Here is a 20,352-nt window from a genome sequence, read left to right as displayed (position 1 = left end):
TGTCTTTTAATTATTTCCAGTAACTGGTTGGTCTATTAGGTTCGTATCAAGAACATTGTTAACGCTAAATCCATTGGCTGTTAAAATACCAATCCCTGTATTTAATGCCCCGGCACCAGAACTAGTCTTCGCCGCTGATTTTGGAGAAACAAACAACGCATCTCCAAACTGAACAATACCGCCAGAGACAGTTGAGATTTGAACAGGGCCAACAATTGCTGGCATGTAAACCCACCTTCCTTATTCGTGAAGTAATTGTCTGATATGCTTAATGCGCGATTCCATGTAGATTTGACCGCTATTTCCAATATGGACGCCAGATGAGGTTGAAACCCCTATGATTCTTATATTTCCAACTTGAATAGCTGGTGACATATCAACTTTTTGATAAACCACCTCTTCGGTTATTAAAGGCAGCGGTATGACTTCGTTAAAAATAGAGAATTGCGAGAACTCCCCTTCATAATCGTAAAAGATTTCTGCTTGTCTTTGAACAGCTAGTGCCCTTGATAAGCCATTTACATAGGTGGAGTCACCAATCTGAAGGAACGAGGAAATAAGCATAGAGTAAACAAATAAATGATTGACTTTTGATGTCCGACTGAGCATTGTACTATACCTGAGGTGATAAAGGGACAAAAGGTCCGATGATTAATGATTCTGGCGGTGTGTCGAAAGTGGATGCCAGTTGGATTGTTTGCACATCTCCAATCATAAAAAGGGAGGAGGCAGAAACACCGGCCACTTCAATATTTGTTACACAAATATCACGGTTATAAACTTCAAATATCATCATTTAATTCATTCCTTTCGCTTCAATTGGTAGATTATTCAAGAAGGTATAAATCCCTTTATGAATATCCTGATATAACAGTTCGATAATCCTTGTATCCAACTCGCTTTGTTGGTCATCCCCTCTTTGTTCAGCAGGTATTTGATTTAGGTGATAGTGGATGCGATTAGGTAATTGCTTTTTTACATCATCCTTTATGAAGTTTACATAGGTTTCATCAATTTTTACCCTATGCTCTTGTTCATATTGTTGAACAACTTGATTAACAGTTTGATCAAGATTAGGAAGCATACTGCTTTCTATTCTCATAATGCATTGAAATGGATAAGCTAGCTGGGTTGGTGATGTGGTAGGTTGCTGATTATTAACAGCAAAATCTTCAATTCCTTGTAAGTCACTTGGATTGAGACCGATATTTAGTGTCCCATCTAACCTTTCTACCTTTAGTTGGTCAAATTTATATTCAATCCGATCGATTTGGATTGGTGGTTTGTTTTTTAATGTTTTGATTTCTTCTACAAGCTCACCGACTGTTTTTTCTAATTGTCTTATTTTTCTATCTTGTGATTCGACAAATGCATGCAGTCGATGAATGTAATCAATATAATTAGAATTCATCATTGTTTGGATCTCCCCCTAACTTTCTCTTTTTAGCTGATGGAGAACGGAACAAGAGGTGCTTCTTGACTGCTGGGTGCAGTTGGAAAAGGTCCTTTCCCGCCGATTTCACTAAGAGGTATTTTGAATCCACCACCTGGTTTTTGGACCTCTGGGGCTGGTTTTATAAAGCCTCCAGTATTAAAAAGATTTGCCGCTGGCTTAATAATCCCGGTACTCCCAATTTGGAATACACTTGAATTTGATATACCGCCTATCTTAATTAAATGAATATTGATGGATTGTTGGATGTAAAAGTTCAACGATTATCACCTTCTCTAAACGGTAAGAGTCAATATGTCATACCCTAACCAATATTAAACAAAATTCCTTGGTCAAGGCCGTCTTGGTCAAAAGTATTTGTTTGACTTTGGAAGTTATGAATATAGAGACCTTCACCTGTATTAAACGAGCCCGCTCCTGCAAATGTCTTGGCGTGGGCAATGGGCATGATTTTATAAACATCGCCAATATTAAAAATAGAGCTGGAGCTGATTGAAATAACCTGTGCGACACCGACAATTGCTGGCATTTTTGGACACCCTTTTCTTGTAATGATAAATTTCTTTATTATCCTATGTATTTTTAGGCTGAATGTGATAAAAATGCCTAATAAACACTAGCACCACGATATTTGACGGATAATGTAAATATGATAATCTAAAAGAAAAAAGTAAAAGAGGTCACTAAAAATGAGGAGTAGGGCAAATCCAATCCAAGAGAAGGAACGAATACAATCGATTGATGCAATGAGGGGATTCGCAATCCTTGGGATTTTTTTAACAAACATGATCGCATTTCATTCACCTGTACTTTATTTGAATCCATACTTATGGTGGAGTTCAAAATCCGATCAAACAATTTATAGTTTAATCGATTTTTTTGTACAAGCCAGCTTTTATCCACTTTTTGCCATGCTTTTCGGATTTGGTTTAATGATTATGAGGGAAAGATCAATCGAACGAGGATTTTCCTTTACTCCAATTGCGATGAGAAGGCTCTTAATGCTTTTAGTCATCGGTTGTATTCACGCCTTCCTCATTTGGCATGGAGATATATTAATAATATATGCACTGTTCGGATTTGTTGCCTTGCTGTTTTTGGGTTTGAGTGGAAAAGCATTGCTATGGATTGGAGTGCTTACCTATCTGATTCCCAATATTTTATTTGGTCTGCTATTATTTCTTGCTAGCCTATTTTCACCCACTGATCATTTCGCCAATCATGACAAAGCGAATCAAGCGGCGGCTATATATCAACATGGTAGCTATTCCGAAATAACCGTACAACGGATCCAAGATTGGAGTTATGTTAATAATCTTGAGAACTTAATCGTTTTATTTTTTGGGATATTTCCGCTTATTTTAATAGGGGCCGGGATTGCGAAATTAAAATGGGTTAAAAATATGATCGAACATAAAAAGCGTTTTAAGTTGTTGTTAGTGATTTTTTTGCTGGCAGGAAGCTTATTAAAGTTGCTGCCATATGCTGTTCGCAATTTATTCTCTGAATATATTCAAGATATCTTTGGTGGACCTTTGTTGGCAGTATCTTATGCAATCCTCTTCATTCTATTGATAGAGAAACATACTACTATTTTAAAACCGTTTCAAGCAGTCGGAAAAATGGCGATGAGTAATTATTTATTTCAATCCTTTGTAGCTACACTCATTTTCTATAGCTATGGTTTGGGGCTTTATGGAAAAATATCGGTTGGAACAGGAACACTATTAGTTCTAGTAATCTTTATCGTGCAAGCTCTAATTAGTATATATTGGGTAAAAAACCATTATTATGGTCCAATCGAATGGGTGTGGCGAGCTGTTACTTATTGGAAAATTCCTAAATGGAAGAAATAAAGTGTAGGACAAAGTGACCTGAATTCGACAAAGTTCTTGTATAAAATGGCTCGGATTTACTAGAAATGCTACAAATTTTTTTAAAAAGCCTAAATTCTATTAAATACATGAGGGTAAATAGACCTAAAGTGTGGGTCTATTAAATTAGTCCTTTGGTTCGATTTTCAAAAAAAATGAAAAATACTATCATAAAAGCAAGAGATCAGTCGAAATAATAGGACAAAAAACACTGAATCTCGATAAAGGCAAAACTGACGAAAGTCAGTGACGCAAAGCTACAGGGGCTAAGGTGCAAAAGCACTATGCCAGCCAGTTACCGAAAGATCAGGGTGTATTCATTGTGTTCTAATGAACCCCCCTTTCGGTAAAGGTGGGGTTATTTGAGTTGTATGCAAAATTGGAGGTGTAACAATGAAAGCCGTGAACCTATCAAATGGTACGGAAATAGCAACGGAGATTTCATTAGCCCATTCATTTTTTAAGAGATTAAAAGGCCTAATGTTTTCAACTAGTTTGCCTGAAGGTCACGGAATGCATATCCAACCCTGCCAATCCATCCATACCTTTTTTATGAACTATCCAATTGATGTCCTGTACCTCAACAAAGATTACGAGATTGTTGGGCTACAAGAATCCTTTCCACCCTCAAAAATTGGACAAGTCTATAAAGCAGGTCACTCTGTACTAGAACTGCCTCCAGGAACTTTACAGAAAACAGGAACGAAAGTCGGACACAAAATTAAATTAATATGAAGGGGTTGTATTGAAAATGATGAAAAAGATCAAAGCTTTATTCGTTGAAGAGCAAGGGCAAGGTATGACGGAGTATGGTCTTGTACTTGGAGTTGTAGCAGTAGCTGCAATCGCTATTATTGGTTTAATGGGAGAACAGATTAAAGGATTATTTGATGATATGTTTGGAAAGGTAGACGGAATTAAAGATAAGATTACTCCTTAATAAGAAGTTTAAAGTAAATAAATTTCTTATATTTTCACTGGCCTTGCGTTGAAAAATACGTGAGGCTATTTTTAATCAAAGACTTACTCTTTTGAAAGGGGTAAAGAAAAATGTGGTTAAATCTTGTATTAATTTCTCTGCTGGTCATATGTGTAACAACTGATTTAAAAAACCGAAAAATTTATAATAAGGTTTTACTTCCAGCCTTTGTTATCGCAATGATTTATCACGTTATAACAGCTGGTTTAGCGGGATTAACTAGCTCTATATTAGGTGCTCTCGTAGGCTTCTCCATTTTACTAATTCCCTACTTCATGGGTGGTATGGGTGCAGGTGATGTCAAATTATTAGCGGTGATAGGAGCAATCAAAGGAATAGGCTTTGTTTTAACGACGGCAATATTTATGGCGGTTGCTGGAGGAATAATTGGCCTTTGTATTCTATTGTTTAGAAAGGGCGTTATTTTTCGCTTAAAACAGATTTTTTATTTTATGGTTTTTAGAAGACAAGGTGTTGAAAGCCCTTTTGGTTTTGATAAAGAAGGATTAAGAACGAATTTTCCTTATGGAGTGGCAATTGCAATAGGAGCATTGATAGCCATCTATGATCCCTATAAGGACCTATTCTTATGGTAAGGAATGAAAAAGGACAATCCATAGTGGAAATGGCATTAGTCCTTCCCGTTCTTTTACTGCTTTTAGTAGGAATATTCGATTTTGGAAGAACAGTATATTCTTTTTCCAAACTTCACATGGCAGCCCAAGAAACGGTCCGAAAAGCGGGATTAGGTGCCACCGATTTGGAGATTACTCAATTTGCGAAGAATTATCTCCAACAAAGTGATGGCACTCTTCAGGTAACCATAACACCAACTCAGGCAAATCGAAAATCGGGGGAATATGTAAAAGTGACCTTGAAAAATCCGCTTAAGTTGAACACACCATTATTATCAAAAATAATACCCCTTCCTGAATATATTGAAGCAAATTCAACAGTGAGGGTGGAATAGGATGAAAAAATTAATAAAATTCGTAAATAATGAACGAGGAAATGTCTTGGTAATGGTGACACTCTCGTTTATCAGCCTATTGGGGATGGCAGGACTGGGAATCGATGCTGGTTTAATGTACATGACGAAAACTCACTTGCAAAAAACGGCCAATGCTGCGGTTCTATCTGGGGCACAAGAATTAACAACAAAAGAGGAACGAGTTAAAACAGTAGTCAATGATATCTTGAAAGCACATAAGGAGGAACACTCTCTAGAAGGTCTACAAGTGCTAATGGAGAACAAGGTTTCGATTGATTTGAAAAAAACAGTCAAGCTTACCTTTGCTAGATTATTTGGGTTTGACGAAGTAAATGTGCGGGCACATGCCGCTGCAGGAATTCGACCTATTGGTAGGGCAATAGGAGCTGCCCCTTTGGGAGTCGATGAACGGGTTCCACTTGAATACGGAACAATCCAAAAGTTAAAGGTGACTTCGGCTGAAAATATAGGTGGGAATTTTGGGATATTAGCGTTAGGAGGTCCGGGGGCCAGAACATATGAAGAAAACCTTCGGTATGGCTATCGAGAGGAAATCAAAGTAGGTATGGTCATCAATACTGAGACAGGGAATATTGCCGGGAAAACGGAAACAGTTGTTAAAGAGCTCGTTGACGGTTGCCCTTTTACTCCAGTTGAAGCAATTAGCCGTAATTGCACTAGAGTTATTCTAATACCGGTCTATAAGCCAAATCAATTGGATTCTAAGCAATTAAAAAGTGTAACCATAACTGGCTTTGCTTATTTTTACATTACTGAACCATTGGGGAAAAATGATACGTCGATAACAGGCATTTTTATTAAACGGGCAGGAAAAGGCTATGAAGAGGTTGGTAGTGTTGAAAGAGGAGCATACAAAATTCGAATAACAGAGTAGGTGAGCAAAAATTGAGGTCGAAGGTCGTTTTACTTTTAGCTCTTCTGATGGCTGTTGTGACAACAGCCTTATTCTTTCAATATTTGAATAAATACAATGAAACTCCTGTAACGGTGTCAGTCACACCAACAGTTGAGGTTGTTGTCGCTGCTGAGCAAATTGAAAGAAATGAAAAAATCCCAGCTGAAAAGCTTCAGTTAGTCCAAATGGATGAAAAAGTGGTTCACCCTGATGCGTTACGAAATATAAGTGAAGTGGTTGATAAATTAGCAACGACAACGATTTTTGAAGGTGAACAGGTTTTAAAGCCACGTATTATTTCTGAAAAAGAAGAAACACTCTATGTATCAAGAAAGATAAAGGATGGTTACCGAGCGGTTTCCGTTGGGGTTAATATTAACCAATCAGTAACCAATTTGATAGAACCAGAGGATGAAGTGGATGTTGTTTTTACAAAAAAAGTAAAGAAGGATGACAAAGAACTGGTAATATCAGAAATCATCCTAAAAAAGGTAAGGGTACTTGCAGTTGGTCGGAAAATGGTTATTCCTGAGGAATCAGAGGAACCATATGTTGAGTATAGTTCTGTCACATTAGAACTAAAACCTGAGGACTCTGTTACCCTAGTTCGATCTTCTGAAGAAGGAAGTATCCATTTTACTCTAAATCAACGACCTATTGAACCCACAAAAGAGCAAAGTTCTAGTGATAGTTAATATTTAATGGAAGGTGACGGATCATGAAAAGCCCAATTGACATGCAAACTGTAGATAAGGAAATCCCAATACGTGGGGAAATGATTGCCGTTTGCAGTGCAAAAGGCGGTATTGGACGCACCATTCTAGCAGTGAACCTTGCTTGTGCTGTATATAAAAAAAATATCTCGGTCAGTATTTTAGACGGGGACTTTCAGTTTGGTGATGTGGGACTTGCGATGGACCTCCAATCTTCTTTTACGATTAAAGAGGTTGTTGAATCGATTAATACTATCGATGAGCATAGCTTACCGAGTTATCTAAGTAACCATGAAAGTGGAGTAAAGGTACTGCCTGCACCAGATAGACCGGAATTTGCGGATTTAATTACAAAGGAAAGCGTTAATACAATATTGGACACTATGTTGACATTATTTGATTATGTTTTTGTGGACACAGGAGTTGGGTTTAATGATCACACGTTAAATCTGGTAGAAAGAGCGGATCAAATCCTGATCGTCACGAATTTGGAAATGGCAACTTTAAAGAACACTAAGTTAATGTTAGAAACTTTCGAGATGCTTGGACTTCGGGAAAAAGTAAAGGTTATTATCAATCGTGCGACAATGGAAAGTGTCATATCGGCGACTGATGCTGCGCAAATCTTGAAAGAAGAAACTCCTTACTATATTCCCAATGATTTTCAGGTGTGCTCACAATCATTAAATATTGGAATACCATTTGTGAAAAATCATAGTAAGACCGAAGTGGCAAAGGCTATTTTTAAAATGGCTGAGCAAATTACTTCAAAGCAGAAAAAGATAGTACAAAAAGCAAGTCAAAAAACCTCTTTAATGTCTAAGTTTTTTTCAAAGAAACGTTATAAAGGAGGTAACAGGGAATGAGTTTATTACATCGCATCAAGGAGAAGGGATCAACAGCAAATGACGGTCTTCCTGTTGAATCAAAGTTAGATTTAACCAGCACATTGCACGAACAAATTGTTCCTGAACCACCAAAGCAAGTAAAAACCCTAAAAATAGATAAAAATCAGGAACTCAAAAACCTGCTTCATAAAAAAATTCTGGCAGAGTTAAAGGATGATGACGTTGAATCCATCATCCCGAAACTTGATGGTTTTGCGATTGAAATAATAAAAGAAGATGAAACCTTTCGTGGGCAAACCGATCGAAAAAAAGTAGTTGATGATTTAATCAATGATCTAACTGGATTCGGACCAATAAACCCATTATTACTAGATGATGAAGTTTCTGAGGTAATGGTAAATGGACCTAACCAAGTTTATTGTGAACGAAAAGGTAAGCTCGTTTTAACATCTATTAAATTTAGAGATGACGAGCATGTTATGAGTGTAATTGAAAAAATTGTTGCGCCAATTGGAAGAAGGATTGATGAAAGTTCTCCAATGGTAGATGCAAGATTACCAGATGGGTCCCGTGTAAATGCGATTATTCCACCACTTGCCTTAAATGGACCCACTATTACCATTCGAAAATTCTCGAAAGACCCGTTTCAAATAGAGGATCTTGTAAATTTTGGAACTTTAACAGCTGATATGGCCACATTCCTCGATGCTTGTGTTAAGGCAAGATTAAATATTTTTGTAAGTGGTGGAACCGGATCTGGTAAAACAACCACTTTGAATGTTCTATCGAATTTTATTCCGGAAGATGAACGAATTGTAACCATTGAAGATGCCGCAGAGCTTCAATTAGCCCAAGAACATGTTGTTTCGCTAGAATCACGTCCAGCAAATATTGAAGGAAAAGGTGCAATAACGATTCGTGACTTAGTAAAAAACTCCCTACGAATGAGACCTGATAGAGTTGTGATAGGGGAAGTTCGCGGCTCTGAAGCATTGGACATGTTGCAAGCTATGAACACTGGACATGATGGTTCTTTGGCTACTGGGCACTCTAACAGTCCTCGTGATATGATTGCGAGATTAGAAACAATGGTTCTTTTGGCAGGTGTGGATTTGCCTGTTAGAGCCATTCGAGAACAAATTTCTGGTGCACTGGACCTAATTATCCAACAATCTCGTTTAAAAGACGGTTCACGTAAAATAACCAATATTACTGAGGTTCAAGGAATGGAAGGAGAAGTCATTGTTCTTCAAGATATATTTACCTTTGTCCAAGAGGGGGTTTCACCTGAAGGTAAGATTATTGGAATGCTTGCACCGACTGGAGTGAGACCAAAATTCTACGAAAAACTTGAATCATCAGGAATCCATATTTCAGCCAGTGTGTTTATTGGCGATGAGGTGTGGAAGTCATGAAAATACTAATTTTGTTGTTCTTTTTGCTCACTAGTTTCCTTATATTCTATTTTTTATTAAAAGTAATTTTTCCATCCGAACGGAGATTAGAACAACGATTGAAACGATATTTGTCATTAGAGGATAAACCTTTAAACCCTAAACAATTTAATCTGTTTTTGCATTTTCAAATAACAAAGCAAAAAATAAGAAAAAATGTATTAACAAGAGATAAAAATAATAAATTGGAAATTATGATTGCAAGATCGGGTCTCCCTCTAAAACCTGAAGAATATGTAATGTTTCAATGGATAAGTACGGCATTCTTTGGTGGTTTACTCTTTGTTGTTAACCGCATGTTTCTATTCTTTATTCTTGGAGCATTTATAGGGTACATTTTACCAAAATGGTATTTAAAGAAAAAACAACGAAATAGATTGGCTAAATTTAATGCGGGTTTACCAGATATGCTATCTACCGTAATTGGGTCTTTAAGAGCGGGATTTAGTTTTCCCCAAGCATTGAAATCAGTGACAGAAGAATCGGAATCTCCTATTAAGGAAGAAATGGAGACAGTTTTAAAGGAAATGCAATACGGGAGTACTTTAGAAGATTCACTGAATTCATTAAAAGAACGAATGCCAAGTGAAGACCTTGATTTAATGATTCAGGCGATTTTAATCCAGCGGCAGGTTGGTGGAAATTTGGCGACTGTGCTGGATAAAATAGTCGAAACTATTAGAGACCGTATGAAAATACAAGGACAAATTAAGACCTTAACAGCGCAAGGGAGGTTATCGGGAATTGTAATAGCATTATTACCATTGATCCTTGGGTTATTAATTTACACCATCGATCCCGAGTATATTGGTACATTATTTAACCATCCACTAGGAATCGGATTAATTATTGCAGCAATTATTTCGGGGATAATTGGCTTTATACTGATTAAAAAAGTAACGACAATTGAGGTGTAGGCAACATGATTTATATTGCATTTTTTCTGTCAATCACCTTATTCATTTACGGTGTTTTCCTAATTCGAATTGAAAAAGAGAATAAGTTAAAACAACGAATGGCTGTCTTTTTGTCTGGGGAAAAGAAAGTTGAAAGTAATTCGAAGGAACAAAGTGAACATCAGACGTTATATCAACGATTTATAAAGCCTGTTTGGGCAGATTTTAAAAAGAGCTTCAAGAAAAAAATGCCCGGTGAAAAAGAAGCAAAGCTGGAAAGAAAACTTCAGCAAGCTGGTAATCCGTTAAATATGACTCCGGTGGATTTTAGATTAATACAGATTGGTTTGATTGTCATTCTTCCTGTTGTTTTTGGTGGATATGCATTTATACTAAAGGTCAAACCTGCCATTATTCTGTTATTTATTATTGTGGGTATGTTAGTAGCCTTGTTTTTGCCAAATACGTATTTGAAGAATAAAATGAAGCTGAGAAATAAAAAAGCATTACGTGAACTACCGGATATTCTAGATTTATTAACTGTAAGTTTAGAAGCAGGGCTAGGATTTGACTCCGCCATGAATAAAGTGGTGTCCAAAAAACACGGCATTATTGCCGATGAGTTTCACCGTTGCCTTGAAGAAATCCGCTTAGGTAAAACGCGCAGAGAAGCTATGGCGGGAATTCGCGATAGAATTGAAGTAGATGAGGTACGTGGATTTATTGGAGGAATCCTCCAGGCAGAAAAATTAGGGATTGGAATGGTCCAAGTTCTCCGAGTTCAATCTCAAGAAGTAAGAGAACAAAGGAAACAACGAGCTGAAGAACAAGCCATGAAAGCTCCTATTAAAATGCTTTTTCCATTAATATTTTTTATTTTTCCAAGTCTTTTTATTGTTTTATTAGGCCCCGCTGTTATTCAATTTATACAAGCCTTTCAAAAATAAAGGACGATCCATACGGGTCGTTTTTATTTTGGGAAAACTTCATTTTCAAAGTTTCAATATTTCTAATCTCAGAAAAAGTATGCTAAGATACAGATTGTACGTTATATACATAAGGAGGCAACTTATTAATGACACATGCACATATGACAGGTTGGTTTTTGGCCATTATTTTATTGTTTGTGGCTATTTTCCTTCAAAATAGTGGCAAGGAAAAGGGCGCTAAAATTGTAACAATGATCATTCGGGTGATGTACATTGTTATTTTGGCAACAGGATTACATTTATTATTTGGTCAAGGAATGTTAAAAACGGACCTAGCATTCCAATACATCTTGAAAGCATTATCTGGAATTCTAGTAATTAGTTCCATTGAAATGATTTTAGCTAAAGCAAAGAAGAAACAACCAACTACCCCTTTTTGGATACTCTTTGTTGTTGCATTTGCTTTAGCGCTGTTTTTAGGATTTAAACTTCCGATGTAAGAAGAAAATGCTGTCATTTTGGCAGCATTTTTATTTTTTGGAGGTGTGGTTGTCAGGAAAAGAAGGTTTTATTGTGTTTTTTTAGCGAAAATGACATCATTTTAGTAATAAATGCCTTTTAAATGTGAAAAAATCTCATTTTATTGTCAAAATATCAAAAATCCAAATTGAATTTTCAAAAAATACGCACAAGTTTTTTAGGATATGCCCAACTTTACGCATATATGCCCAACTAAAAAAATATATGCCCAACTTTTAGCAACATATTTCCAACTTTTGAAATATATGCCCAACTTTCAGCAACATATTTCCAACTTTTGAAATATATGCCCAACTTTTCAGATATATGCCCAACTTTTCAGAGATAAGCCCAACTTCCCGCTCAACCACCTGAACTCCAGACCAAAAGCCTACCACAAAAAACCCCCAAGCCTTCAGCAGGGGGGCAACAAAATGAACTTATGAAATGATTTTCTCAATTACAACCCGTTTTCCATTGTTTAATGTAAACTCAAAACGGTCATTTGTTTTTTCGTGGTAACAAAAATGATGTTGAACATTGCATATATAGTCTTCATTATCGAAAATCATAAAATTGACCCCGTTTTTCCCTTCATCTCGATCTAAAAAACTTAAATGATTATAGCAATATATACAATCATAAATCGAAAACTGCATCGAATTTAGTGTCGTCACAAATTGAAAAAAAGCATCATCATTCATCTCGTTAAGTACCGTTTCTAAAGAATACAACAAATGCTTTCGGATTCTGATTTGGTCATGGTCATTTAGGAAAAGATTCTCGTTGGGGAGGCAAATCTTACCTTCCTCAAATAAAATACCTCTTCGCCAACGATTTAAACGAAGTATTTCAATTTCTTGATGGAGATAATCTTCCATTAATGAAGCTTCTTCCGTTTCATTGTCGAAGAACACCCATTGATTATTTATATATTCTACAGAACCTTCGGTAAAGGCTCTGTTTTGGTATTCCATTAATCTGCTGCGTTGCTGCTGGCTCATCTGTTTACCTCCATGAATGTAGCTCTCTTTCTCCTTTGTAGACAGAATCAACTATTTTTAAACGAAGTTCGTCATTTTTTGGACAATTTACCATTTCGCCCATGCCGAATAAAATAAAACTCTCAAATAACTTTTAGTTAAATTAATGGAAAGGGTTGGAGATAATGTGTGGTGTAACCGGCTGGATTGATTTTAAGAGAAATTTATTGAATGAAGCATTATCTATTAAAAAAATGACTGAGACTTTGGCAAAAAGAGGGCCGGATGACACCAATGTCTGGACTGCAAACCATGTTGGATTTGGACATAAGCGATTAACAGTTGTCGATCCAGTAGGTGGAAAACAGCCAATGAACAAAGAAAAAAACAACTTTTCCTATACCATTTGTTATAATGGAGAACTTTATAATACAGAGGAGATTCGAAAAGAGCTATTATTAAAAGGATATTCTTTTAGGGGGCATTCTGACACAGAAGTTCTGTTAACTGCCTATATAGAATGGGCTGAAAACTGTGTCAATTATTTGAATGGTATTTTTGCTTTTGCCGTATGGGATGAAAAAAAGGAGCAGCTATTTATTGCTCGGGATCGTTTAGGTGTAAAGCCTCTCTTTCTTAAAAATTTAGGTAGTGGTCTTCTTTTTGGTTCGGAATTAAAGGCAATTCTAGCTCATCCCGAAGTAAAGACAGAAGTTGGCAGAGATGGGTTGGCAGAAATTTTTGGGCTAGGACCATCACGCTCTCCAGGACATGGAATCTTCAAAGGGATTCAGGAACTACGGCCTGGTCATGCGTTGACCTTTAATCGCAACGGGAAAAATATTTGGCAGTATTGGAAGGTTATTAGCGAACACCACCAAGATAGCTTCGAAGAGACGGTAGAAAAGGTGCGCTTTCTAGTTTCAGATGCGATTACAAGACAACTTGTTTCCGATGTCCCACTTTGTACGTTCCTATCAGGTGGAGTCGATTCAAGTGCGATCACGGCCATTGCAGCTGCTGCCTATAAACAGGAAGGGAAGGGTGACCTTCACACCTATTCCATAGATTACGAAGGGAATCAGCATTTTTTTCAAGCAAATGAATTCCAACCAGATTCGGATTCGAAATATATTCAAATGATGGTAAATAATCTATCTACTAGGCATCATACCTGTGTGATAACTCAAGACAAACTTGTAGAAGATCTCATCGAAGCCGTCCATGTAAAAGACCTTCCTGGAATGGCGGACGTTGACTCTTCATTACTATGGTTCTGTCGTGAAATAAAAAAGGATTTTGTTGTAAGTCTGTCAGGTGAATGTGCGGATGAAATCTTTGGCGGTTATCCGTGGTTTTACCGCGAGGAAGATTTAAATCGGGAAGGATTCCCATGGATGCGTTCGACTGAAGTAAGGCAAGATTTATTACGAACTGAATGGAATCAGAAATTAAACATAAATGAATATATGATGCAGAAATACGCAGAAACCATTGCAGAAACCCCTCATCTTGAAGGAGAAAGTCAGCAGGAGCGGAAAAGAAGAGAACTTTTTTACTTGAACCAACAATGGTTCATGCAGACGTTATTGGAACGAAAAGATCGGATGAGTATGGGGGCAAGTCTGGAGGTCCGGGTCCCGTTTGCTGACCACCGCCTAGTTGAATACGTATGGAATATTCCATGGGACTATAAAAATTATCTGAACAGGGAAAAAGGTCTACTCAGAAAGGCGTTAGAAGGAATTTTACCTAACGATGTCCTTTATCGAAAGAAAAGTCCATATCCCAAAACCCATAATCCAAATTACACGAAAGCAGTCACAAAATGGCTACAGGAAATATTGCAAGACAAAAACACTGCACTGTTGGAGTTTTTTAAGAAAGAAGAATTACAAAATCTTATTGATTCAGGGGGTAGCTATTATAAAACCCCTTGGTACGGCCAATTAATGTCAGGGCCACAACTGCTCGCTCATTTAGCGCAAATTCATATATGGTTTAAGGATTACAATATTCAAGTTGTTGATTAAAGAAAAGGGGGACCCTATTAGGTGCCCCCTTTTATATGATTAGAATTCTAATAACATAAAACCAAATTCATCTAAGTCGACTAATAGATCATTGGATTCCGCTGCAAATTCTTCATTCGTCCACAGATTTCGGATTTTTTTCCCTTTTAAATTAAAGGGAAGAGGATATTTTACTGGCTGCGATTCCGAATTAATTATCACCAATATTGTTTTTGATCCATTTGAACGTGTATAAGCAATACAAGTTTGATGATAATCTGACGGAATAAAGGTAAGCTCCCCGTCATTGGCCAATAATGGTATTTCCTTGCGCAAACTAATTAGCTTTTGAACATGTGAAAATAAATCATGATTATGTTTTGACTCTTCCCACTCCATACATTTACGGCAGCCAGGGTCTTGTTCACCCGTCATGCCAATTTCGTCTCCGTAATATATACATGGTGTACCGATAAAGGTTAATAGAATTGTATAGATAAGTTTAACTTTATTAGTATCTTCGTTACATTCTGTTAGTATCCTTGGAGTATCATGACTACCCACTAAATTAAATGCGACTTCATTGACATTTTTCGGGTACATATGCAGAACTGTATTCATATTCTCAACAAATTCTTTTGCGGTAATCGACTTTTTTGCAAATAGATTAAGGATGTTGGTTGTAAACGGATAATTCATGACTGCATCGAATTGGTCACCGCGCAGCCACGGCATGGAATCATGCCAAATTTCTCCTAAAATATAAAGGTCAGGCTTTATATTCTTTACTTCTTTGCGAAATTCTCGCCAAAAGGCATGGTCAACCTCATTCGCTACATCCAAACGCCAACCATCAATGTCAAATTCTCTCACCCAGTATCTGCCAACCTCTAAGAGGTATTCCTTTACTTCAGGGTTCTCCGTATTTAATTTTGGCATAAATGGAGTAAAAGCAAAGGTGTCGTAATTAGGAGTAGGCTCAGTAACTAAAGGGAACTCCCTAGTATGGAACCAATCCTTGTATTTTGAATCGGCTCCATTTTCTAACACATCCTGAAATTGTGGAAAGTAGAAACCGCTATGGTTAAATACAGCATCAAGCATTAGTTTAATTCCCTTTTCATGGCAAGCCTTTATGAGTCGTTTAAAGGTTTCATTGTCACCAAAAGCTGGGTCGATTTCCAAATAGTCTATCGTATCATACTTATGATTCGAAAAGGCCTTAAAGATAGGTGTGAAATAAATTCCGCTTATACCAAGACTTTTCAAGTAATCAAGATGTTCGATGACTCCTTCGATATCACCACCAAAAAAGTTTGTCGGTGTAGGTTCGGCACTCCCCCACGCTAAAGTCACTTCCGGATCATTAACCTTATTGCCGTTTCCAAAACGCTCAGGAAAAATTTGATACCAAACCGTATCCTTGACCCAATCAGGTGCATGAAATATATCGGCTGTATTAACAAAAGGAAACGCAAAACAATAATAGGTATCAGTAGGTGATTCATTCATGAATCCTTTTTCAGTGTAAAAGATATTCTCCTTGTTGTCAGATAAGGAAAAAGCATACTTTAAGCGACGGAATGGCGGTTTAATGGAAGTAAACCAATAATCAAACAATTGATCTGCTCCGGTTTTTACCATTTTCTGTTCTGAAGTAATCCAACTTCCATTTTCCCAATGATAAGGGTCACCGAATATGAGTGAAACATTTTCGATATCGTTCCTTTTCGTTCGTAAGCGAATATGTAAATTCCCATCCGTGCAAGCGTATGCATAATTATCTTTAGGTCGGTGGTAAATAGCTTCCTTTAACAATTTAACAACACTCCTTTGTAACGATTAGTTAGTAATAGGGTATTCCACGTTTTTTAGAATGTCAATCTTAGACCTTAAATATCACGAGGGCAAAAAATATCTAATTTTTTATTGTCAAAGAGGTTATTTTTACCATTTTTTTCGTAACAAAAATTTCAATTCTTTTAAATTAATTTTACAAAACCTGTTGTCAAATTGAGAATTAACTTTATAATAAGAATTAGTTGTGCAATCGTTTTCGCAAAATGTAAGCGCTAATAAATTTATAAAAAAATTACATTTTAACAGACCGATTGAGCAATATATAAAAAGAATTACATATTTTTAGGAGGGGTAACCTTGAAGAAAGCATTGTCAATTTTCATGATGCTTGTGTTAATGCTTGGGGTGTTAGCTGCTTGCGGTCCTAAAGAGGAAGAGGACAACGCATCTGAACCAAACAAAACAGAGGAAGAAGCGAATAAGCCAGAAAAGCTAATTGTCTGGGAAGATAAAGACAAATCTGGTTGGCTAGAAAAAGTAGCAGCTGATTTTGAATCTGAATATGGGATCAAAATCGAATACAAAGAAGTTGAAATGGCTACAAAAATGCGTGACCAATTACGTTTAGATGGACCTGCAGGAACTGGTCCAGATATCGTCACTTTACCACATGACCAAATTGGCCAAGTGGCAACTGAAGGTTTAATCGCACCATTAAATGTAAGCGATGATACAAAGGCTTTATTCTCTGAATCTTCCATTTCTGCACAAACATTTGATGGTAAACTTTACGGATTGCCAAAATCCTCTGAAACACCAGTATTTATTTACAATAAAGATTTATTGAGCACACCTCCAGCAACAATGGATGAGCTTTACGCATTTGCGAAAGATTATACAAAAGGCGATAATTATGGATTCTTAGCGCTTTGGGATAACTTCTATTTTGCACATGGTATCATTGGTGGTATGGGTGGATATGTGTTTAACAATAACAATGGCACTTTAGATCCACAAGATTTAGGTTTAAATAATGAAGGTGCTGTTCAAGGCGCTGAATATATTCAAAAATGGTATACTGAAAAATTATTCCCTGCTGGTATCGTAGGCGAAAGTGGCGGCTCTGCAATGGATGGTTTATTCCAAGAAGGAAAAGCAGCTTCAGTTATGAGTGGACCATGGGCATTCGGACCTTATAAGGATGCTGGGGTAAACATTGGTATGGCTGCAATGCCAACACTTCCAAATGGCGAACATGTAAAAACATTTATGGGAGTTAAAGGATATCATGTATCCGCTTACTCAGAAAACCAAGAGTGGGCTACAAAATTTGTTGAATTCATGACAAGTGATGAGAACTCTAAATATCGTTTTGAACAAACAAAAGAAGTTCCAACAAACGTTGCATTATTAAATGACCCAGCTATTGCTGAAGACGAAGGTGCTAGAGCAGTTGCTGAACAGTCCCAATATGCTGTTCCAATGCCAAACATTCCAGAGATGGGTGAAGTTTGGAAGCCTATGGCTGATGCTTTACAAACAGTTGTAACTGGCAAAGCTCAACCAAAAGCAGCAATGGATGCCGCAGTGGAGCAAATTAAGCAAAACATTGAAGCAAACCATTCGAAGTAATTTTTCGGAAAAAATAGCGGTACCTCCAATTGGGGGTACTGCTCTATTTTAAAGAGTTTTGGAACTATATAGGAAATGATTGATTAGTTCAGGTGCTTCATGAGCAAAAAAACATTATTTTTTTCTCATCAAGCATCTGAAAACTGCTTATATTACTGACTAATTTGTCATTTAGAAAGGGGAAATATAGGATGTCAAAAGAGTCCTATCCAACCAATCATCGTAGAAATGCTTTAATCCTTTCAATCATTCCTGGGTTGGGGCAGCTTTATCACAAGCAATTTTTAAAAGGAATTGCCTTTTTAGTATTAGCGGCCTCCTTTTTTATTGTATTTAGTGATTTACTTAATATGGGCTTATGGGGTCTTATTACATTAGGTGAAAAACCATTCAGAGATCATTCTATCTTCCTTCTAGTAGAGGGAATCTTAGCCCTGATTGTGGTTATTTTTGGTTTAGGCTTTTATCTGTATAACCTTAGAGACGCCTATAAAAACGGCCTTAAAAGGGATGAGGGAGAAAGATTAAATTCGCTTAAAGAGCAATATAAAAATTTAATCGATAATGGATTCCCTTACCTAATCATGTCCCCTGGATTTTTATTATTAGTTTTTGTTGTTATTTTTCCAATCCTATTCGTTATTTTACTTGCTTTTACCAACTATGATTTGTATCATTCTCCACCAGCTAAATTAGTTGACTGGGTAGGCTTTAAAAACTTTATTGACATCTTTAAAATTCCAATCTGGCGTCAAACATTCTTTAGCGTACTTGGCTGGACATTGGTTTGGACATTTGTTGCAACTACTTTCCAGGTTGCCTTAGGAATTTTCTTAGCAATTATTGTAAACCAAAAAGATGTGAAAGGTAAGGCAATTATTCGGACAGTATTCATTTTACCATGGGCTGTTCCAGCTTTTGTTTCCATTCTAGTGTTTGCAGGTATGTTTAATGAATCTTTTGGAACGATTAACCGTGATATTTTAGGTTTTTTCGGTATCGAAGGGTTGAAATGGATGACTGAACCACTGTACACAAGACTAGCTTTAATTTTAATTCAATCATGGCTAGGTTTTCCGTTTATTTTTGCCATGACCACAGGAGTACTTCAGTCAATTCCAGATGAATTATATGAAGCGGCAACAGTAGATGGTGCGAGTAATTTCCAAAAGTTCAAGAATATTACATTACCGCTTGTTTTATTTGCAACCGCGCCAATTTTAATTACACAATATACATTCAATTTTAATAACTTCAATCTTATTTATCTGTTTAACGGTGGTGGACCTGCATTACCAGGGTCCAATGCAGGTGGTACAGACATTTTAATTTCATGGATTTATCGTTTAACAATGACTTCAGCCCAATACTCAAAGGCAGCCGCAATTACAATGCTCTTATCATTGATTGTTATTACTGTTGCTTTATGGCAGTTTAAACGAACAAAATCATTCCAGGAAGAGGATATGATGTAATATGAGTATAAAACGAGAGAAATTTATCAGACTGACACTTACGTATCTTGTGATTCTTGTAATGTTTGCGATTATTCTTTATCCACTTGCTTGGATTATTGGCTCGTCGTTTAATCCAGGTCAAAGCTTATCAGGATCGAGTATTATTCCGAAAAATGCAACCATTGCTCATTATCAAAAATTGTTTGATTTAGAAAAAAGTAATTACTTATATTGGTATTGGAATTCTTTAAAAGTTAGTATTTTGACAATGATTTTGACTGTTTTTCTAGTTAGCTTTACTGCTTATTCTTTTTCACGTTACCGTTTTGTCGGTCGTAAAAATGGATTATTAACATTTTTGGTGTTACAAATGATTCCAAACTTTGCTGCCTTGATTGCCATCTTTATTCTAGCGCGAATGACAAATTTGCTGGATACTCACTTAGGATTAATTTTGGTTTATGCTGGTGGTCAAATCCCAATGAACACATGGCTGATGAAGGGCTATCTGGATACGATTCCGAAAGAATTAGATGAATCTGCAAAAATTGATGGTGCTGGCCACTTAAGAATCTTTTTCCAAATTGTGATGCCACTGGCAACACCTATCATTTCAGTTGTAGCCTTATTTTCGTTTATTGCACCATTTGCTGATTTTATTATTGCAAGTATACTCCTTCGAAATGAGAAAAAATACACACTTGCCGTTGGGTTATATGACATGGTTGCGAAGCAATTTGGAGCTGAGTTCACTACATTTGCTGCAGGGGCAGTATTAATTGCCATTCCAATTGCGATACTTTTCTTATCGTTCCAAAGATATTTTGTTTCAGGTTTGACGGCTGGTGGGACAAAGGGATAATCTATACTTGAATCCAAAAAATTTAATATTGCAG

The 20,352-nt window shown here is 36.7% G+C and carries 24 protein-coding genes and 1 riboswitch; of the genes, 16 read left to right on the top strand and 8 right to left on the bottom strand.

All coding sequences use genetic code 11. The features are described from left to right. Positions 1 to 6: 6 nt before the first annotated feature. From ACX9YW_RS07485 to ACX9YW_RS07460, 6 genes are read right to left on the bottom strand one after another with little or no spacing between them, the layout of a single operon-like run. Positions 7 to 225, bottom strand: a complete 219-nt coding sequence (locus tag ACX9YW_RS07485; protein WP_460344197.1) for a spore germination protein — start codon at positions 223 to 225, stop codon at positions 7 to 9. A 15-nt stretch (positions 226 to 240) separates the two neighbouring features. Then, a complete protein-coding gene (locus ACX9YW_RS07480; RefSeq protein WP_460344194.1) occupies positions 241 to 609 on the bottom strand; it encodes a spore germination protein GerPE in 369 nt (122 codons plus the stop codon). A 4-nt stretch (positions 610 to 613) separates the two neighbouring features. After that, positions 614 to 793 (bottom strand): spore germination protein GerPD, encoded by a 180-nt coding sequence (locus tag ACX9YW_RS07475; protein WP_460344646.1) that lies wholly within the window; start codon positions 791 to 793, stop codon positions 614 to 616. A gap of 3 nt (positions 794 to 796) precedes the next feature. Then, complete coding sequence (gerPC, locus tag ACX9YW_RS07470) at positions 797 to 1,414, bottom strand: spore germination protein GerPC (RefSeq protein WP_460344191.1); 618 nt, start codon at positions 1,412 to 1,414, stop codon at positions 797 to 799. A gap of 29 nt (positions 1,415 to 1,443) precedes the next feature. After that, positions 1,444 to 1,713, bottom strand: coding sequence for a spore germination protein GerPB (locus tag ACX9YW_RS07465; RefSeq protein WP_460344188.1), 270 nt, complete (start codon positions 1,711 to 1,713; stop codon positions 1,444 to 1,446). Positions 1,714 to 1,757: 44 nt separating this feature from the next. After that, a complete protein-coding gene (locus tag ACX9YW_RS07460; RefSeq protein ID WP_460344185.1) occupies positions 1,758 to 1,982 on the bottom strand; it encodes a spore germination protein in 225 nt (74 codons plus the stop codon). 160 nt (positions 1,983 to 2,142) lie between these two features. Between ACX9YW_RS07460 and ACX9YW_RS07455 the strand changes: the two genes are divergently transcribed. The 12 genes from ACX9YW_RS07455 (at position 2,143) to ACX9YW_RS07400 (ending at position 11,553) form a co-directional block, all read left to right on the top strand. Beyond that, positions 2,143 to 3,309: a DUF418 domain-containing protein gene (locus ACX9YW_RS07455; protein ID WP_460344182.1), complete on the top strand. Its 1,167-nt coding sequence runs from the start codon at positions 2,143 to 2,145 to the stop codon at positions 3,307 to 3,309. Positions 3,310 to 3,543: 234 nt separating this feature from the next. Continuing rightward, positions 3,544 to 3,630, top strand: a riboswitch (cyclic di-GMP riboswitch). Positions 3,631 to 3,720: 90 nt separating this feature from the next. Beyond that, positions 3,721 to 4,062, top strand: coding sequence for a DUF192 domain-containing protein (locus tag ACX9YW_RS07450; RefSeq protein WP_460344179.1), 342 nt, complete (start codon positions 3,721 to 3,723; stop codon positions 4,060 to 4,062). Between the two features lie 16 nt (positions 4,063 to 4,078). Then, positions 4,079 to 4,267 carry a Flp family type IVb pilin gene (locus ACX9YW_RS07445; RefSeq protein ID WP_460344177.1) on the top strand — a complete coding sequence of 63 codons (189 nt, stop codon included), beginning with the start codon at positions 4,079 to 4,081 and terminating at the stop codon, positions 4,265 to 4,267. Positions 4,268 to 4,377: 110 nt separating this feature from the next. Further along, complete coding sequence (locus tag ACX9YW_RS07440) at positions 4,378 to 4,902, top strand: A24 family peptidase (RefSeq protein WP_460344174.1); 525 nt, start codon at positions 4,378 to 4,380, stop codon at positions 4,900 to 4,902. Next, the gene (locus tag ACX9YW_RS07435) at positions 4,896 to 5,276 is read left to right on the top strand and encodes a TadE/TadG family type IV pilus assembly protein (protein ID WP_460344171.1); all 381 of its coding nucleotides are present in this window, start codon (positions 4,896 to 4,898) and stop codon (positions 5,274 to 5,276) included. The genes ACX9YW_RS07440 and ACX9YW_RS07435 overlap by 7 nt, the downstream gene beginning before the upstream one ends. A gap of 1 nt (position 5,277) precedes the next feature. Further along, positions 5,278 to 6,192 (top strand): TadE/TadG family type IV pilus assembly protein, encoded by a 915-nt coding sequence (locus tag ACX9YW_RS07430; RefSeq protein ID WP_460344168.1) that lies wholly within the window; start codon positions 5,278 to 5,280, stop codon positions 6,190 to 6,192. Positions 6,193 to 6,203: 11 nt separating this feature from the next. Continuing rightward, entirely contained in the window at positions 6,204 to 6,908 is a 705-nt protein-coding gene (gene cpaB / locus ACX9YW_RS07425) for a Flp pilus assembly protein CpaB (RefSeq protein ID WP_460344165.1), read from the top strand. A 23-nt stretch (positions 6,909 to 6,931) separates the two neighbouring features. Further along, positions 6,932 to 7,792 (top strand): CpaE/TadZ family protein, encoded by an 861-nt coding sequence (locus tag ACX9YW_RS07420; protein ID WP_460344162.1) that lies wholly within the window; start codon positions 6,932 to 6,934, stop codon positions 7,790 to 7,792. Further along, complete coding sequence (locus tag ACX9YW_RS07415; protein ID WP_460344159.1) at positions 7,789 to 9,189, top strand: TadA family conjugal transfer-associated ATPase; 1,401 nt, start codon at positions 7,789 to 7,791, stop codon at positions 9,187 to 9,189. Before ACX9YW_RS07420 ends, ACX9YW_RS07415 begins: the two co-directional genes overlap by 4 nt. After that, positions 9,186 to 10,145: a type II secretion system F family protein gene (locus ACX9YW_RS07410; protein WP_460344156.1), complete on the top strand. Its 960-nt coding sequence runs from the start codon at positions 9,186 to 9,188 to the stop codon at positions 10,143 to 10,145. The genes ACX9YW_RS07415 and ACX9YW_RS07410 overlap by 4 nt, the downstream gene beginning before the upstream one ends. 5 nt (positions 10,146 to 10,150) lie before the next feature. Continuing rightward, positions 10,151 to 11,071, top strand: coding sequence for a type II secretion system F family protein (locus tag ACX9YW_RS07405; protein ID WP_460344153.1), 921 nt, complete (start codon positions 10,151 to 10,153; stop codon positions 11,069 to 11,071). A 128-nt stretch (positions 11,072 to 11,199) separates the two neighbouring features. Continuing rightward, on the top strand, positions 11,200 to 11,553 hold the full coding sequence (locus tag ACX9YW_RS07400) for a YisL family protein (protein ID WP_460344150.1): 354 nt from the start codon (positions 11,200 to 11,202) through the stop codon (positions 11,551 to 11,553). Between the two features lie 459 nt (positions 11,554 to 12,012). On the opposite strand, the gene ACX9YW_RS07395 is transcribed toward ACX9YW_RS07400, so the two are convergent. Beyond that, positions 12,013 to 12,576: a DUF2777 domain-containing protein gene (locus ACX9YW_RS07395; protein ID WP_460344147.1), complete on the bottom strand. Its 564-nt coding sequence runs from the start codon at positions 12,574 to 12,576 to the stop codon at positions 12,013 to 12,015. 164 nt (positions 12,577 to 12,740) lie between these two features. Between ACX9YW_RS07395 and asnB the strand changes: the two genes are divergently transcribed. Then, on the top strand, positions 12,741 to 14,588 hold the full coding sequence (gene asnB, locus ACX9YW_RS07390; RefSeq protein ID WP_460344144.1) for an asparagine synthase (glutamine-hydrolyzing): 1,848 nt from the start codon (positions 12,741 to 12,743) through the stop codon (positions 14,586 to 14,588). Between the two features lie 39 nt (positions 14,589 to 14,627). Here asnB and ACX9YW_RS07385 read toward each other — a convergent pair whose 3' ends face one another. Next, positions 14,628 to 16,385: an alpha-glycosidase gene (locus ACX9YW_RS07385; protein ID WP_460344141.1), complete on the bottom strand. Its 1,758-nt coding sequence runs from the start codon at positions 16,383 to 16,385 to the stop codon at positions 14,628 to 14,630. Positions 16,386 to 16,724: 339 nt separating this feature from the next. On the opposite strand from ACX9YW_RS07385, the gene ACX9YW_RS07380 reads away from it, so the two are divergent. The 3 genes from ACX9YW_RS07380 to ACX9YW_RS07370 all read left to right on the top strand — a co-directional run bounded on the left by ACX9YW_RS07380 (position 16,725) and on the right by ACX9YW_RS07370 (position 20,318). After that, the gene (locus ACX9YW_RS07380; protein ID WP_460344138.1) at positions 16,725 to 17,999 is read left to right on the top strand and encodes an extracellular solute-binding protein; all 1,275 of its coding nucleotides are present in this window, start codon (positions 16,725 to 16,727) and stop codon (positions 17,997 to 17,999) included. 191 nt (positions 18,000 to 18,190) lie between these two features. Next, on the top strand, positions 18,191 to 19,474 hold the full coding sequence (locus tag ACX9YW_RS07375) for a carbohydrate ABC transporter permease (RefSeq protein WP_460344135.1): 1,284 nt from the start codon (positions 18,191 to 18,193) through the stop codon (positions 19,472 to 19,474). 1 nt (position 19,475) lies between these two features. Further along, positions 19,476 to 20,318, top strand: a complete 843-nt coding sequence (locus ACX9YW_RS07370; RefSeq protein WP_460344132.1) for a sugar ABC transporter permease — start codon at positions 19,476 to 19,478, stop codon at positions 20,316 to 20,318. Positions 20,319 to 20,352: the final 34 nt, after the last annotated feature.

Source organism: Pseudoneobacillus rhizolycopersici (genome assembly GCF_054786815.1).
Note: the sequence above shows the minus strand (reverse complement) of the source record. Positions and strands in the feature narration are given on the sequence as shown.

Excerpts from the sequence above, each read along its gene's own strand:
- ACX9YW_RS07400 (WP_460344150.1), top strand. The coding sequence starts at position 11,200 with ATGACACATGCACATATGACAGGTTGGTTTTTGGCCATTATTTTATTG.
- ACX9YW_RS07475 (WP_460344646.1), bottom strand. The coding sequence starts at position 793 with ATGATATTTGAAGTTTATAACCGTGATATTTGTGTAACAAATATTGAA.
- ACX9YW_RS07445 (WP_460344177.1), top strand. The coding sequence starts at position 4,079 with ATGATGAAAAAGATCAAAGCTTTATTCGTTGAAGAGCAAGGGCAAGGT.
- ACX9YW_RS07455 (WP_460344182.1), top strand. The coding sequence starts at position 2,143 with ATGAGGAGTAGGGCAAATCCAATCCAAGAGAAGGAACGAATACAATCG.
- asnB (WP_460344144.1), top strand. The coding sequence starts at position 12,741 with ATGTGTGGTGTAACCGGCTGGATTGATTTTAAGAGAAATTTATTGAAT.
- ACX9YW_RS07430 (WP_460344168.1), top strand. The coding sequence starts at position 5,278 with ATGAAAAAATTAATAAAATTCGTAAATAATGAACGAGGAAATGTCTTG.
- ACX9YW_RS07415 (WP_460344159.1), top strand. The coding sequence starts at position 7,789 with ATGAGTTTATTACATCGCATCAAGGAGAAGGGATCAACAGCAAATGAC.
- ACX9YW_RS07370 (WP_460344132.1), top strand. The coding sequence starts at position 19,476 with ATGAGTATAAAACGAGAGAAATTTATCAGACTGACACTTACGTATCTT.
- ACX9YW_RS07440 (WP_460344174.1), top strand. The coding sequence starts at position 4,378 with ATGTGGTTAAATCTTGTATTAATTTCTCTGCTGGTCATATGTGTAACA.
- ACX9YW_RS07480 (WP_460344194.1), bottom strand. The coding sequence starts at position 609 with ATGCTCAGTCGGACATCAAAAGTCAATCATTTATTTGTTTACTCTATG.
- ACX9YW_RS07375 (WP_460344135.1), top strand. The coding sequence starts at position 18,191 with ATGTCAAAAGAGTCCTATCCAACCAATCATCGTAGAAATGCTTTAATC.
- ACX9YW_RS07410 (WP_460344156.1), top strand. The coding sequence starts at position 9,186 with ATGAAAATACTAATTTTGTTGTTCTTTTTGCTCACTAGTTTCCTTATA.
- ACX9YW_RS07485 (WP_460344197.1), bottom strand. The coding sequence starts at position 225 with ATGCCAGCAATTGTTGGCCCTGTTCAAATCTCAACTGTCTCTGGCGGT.
- ACX9YW_RS07435 (WP_460344171.1), top strand. The coding sequence starts at position 4,896 with ATGGTAAGGAATGAAAAAGGACAATCCATAGTGGAAATGGCATTAGTC.
- ACX9YW_RS07450 (WP_460344179.1), top strand. The coding sequence starts at position 3,721 with ATGAAAGCCGTGAACCTATCAAATGGTACGGAAATAGCAACGGAGATT.
- ACX9YW_RS07395 (WP_460344147.1), bottom strand. The coding sequence starts at position 12,576 with ATGAGCCAGCAGCAACGCAGCAGATTAATGGAATACCAAAACAGAGCC.
- gerPC (WP_460344191.1), bottom strand. The coding sequence starts at position 1,414 with ATGATGAATTCTAATTATATTGATTACATTCATCGACTGCATGCATTT.
- ACX9YW_RS07420 (WP_460344162.1), top strand. The coding sequence starts at position 6,932 with ATGAAAAGCCCAATTGACATGCAAACTGTAGATAAGGAAATCCCAATA.
- ACX9YW_RS07405 (WP_460344153.1), top strand. The coding sequence starts at position 10,151 with ATGATTTATATTGCATTTTTTCTGTCAATCACCTTATTCATTTACGGT.
- ACX9YW_RS07460 (WP_460344185.1), bottom strand. The coding sequence starts at position 1,982 with ATGCCAGCAATTGTCGGTGTCGCACAGGTTATTTCAATCAGCTCCAGC.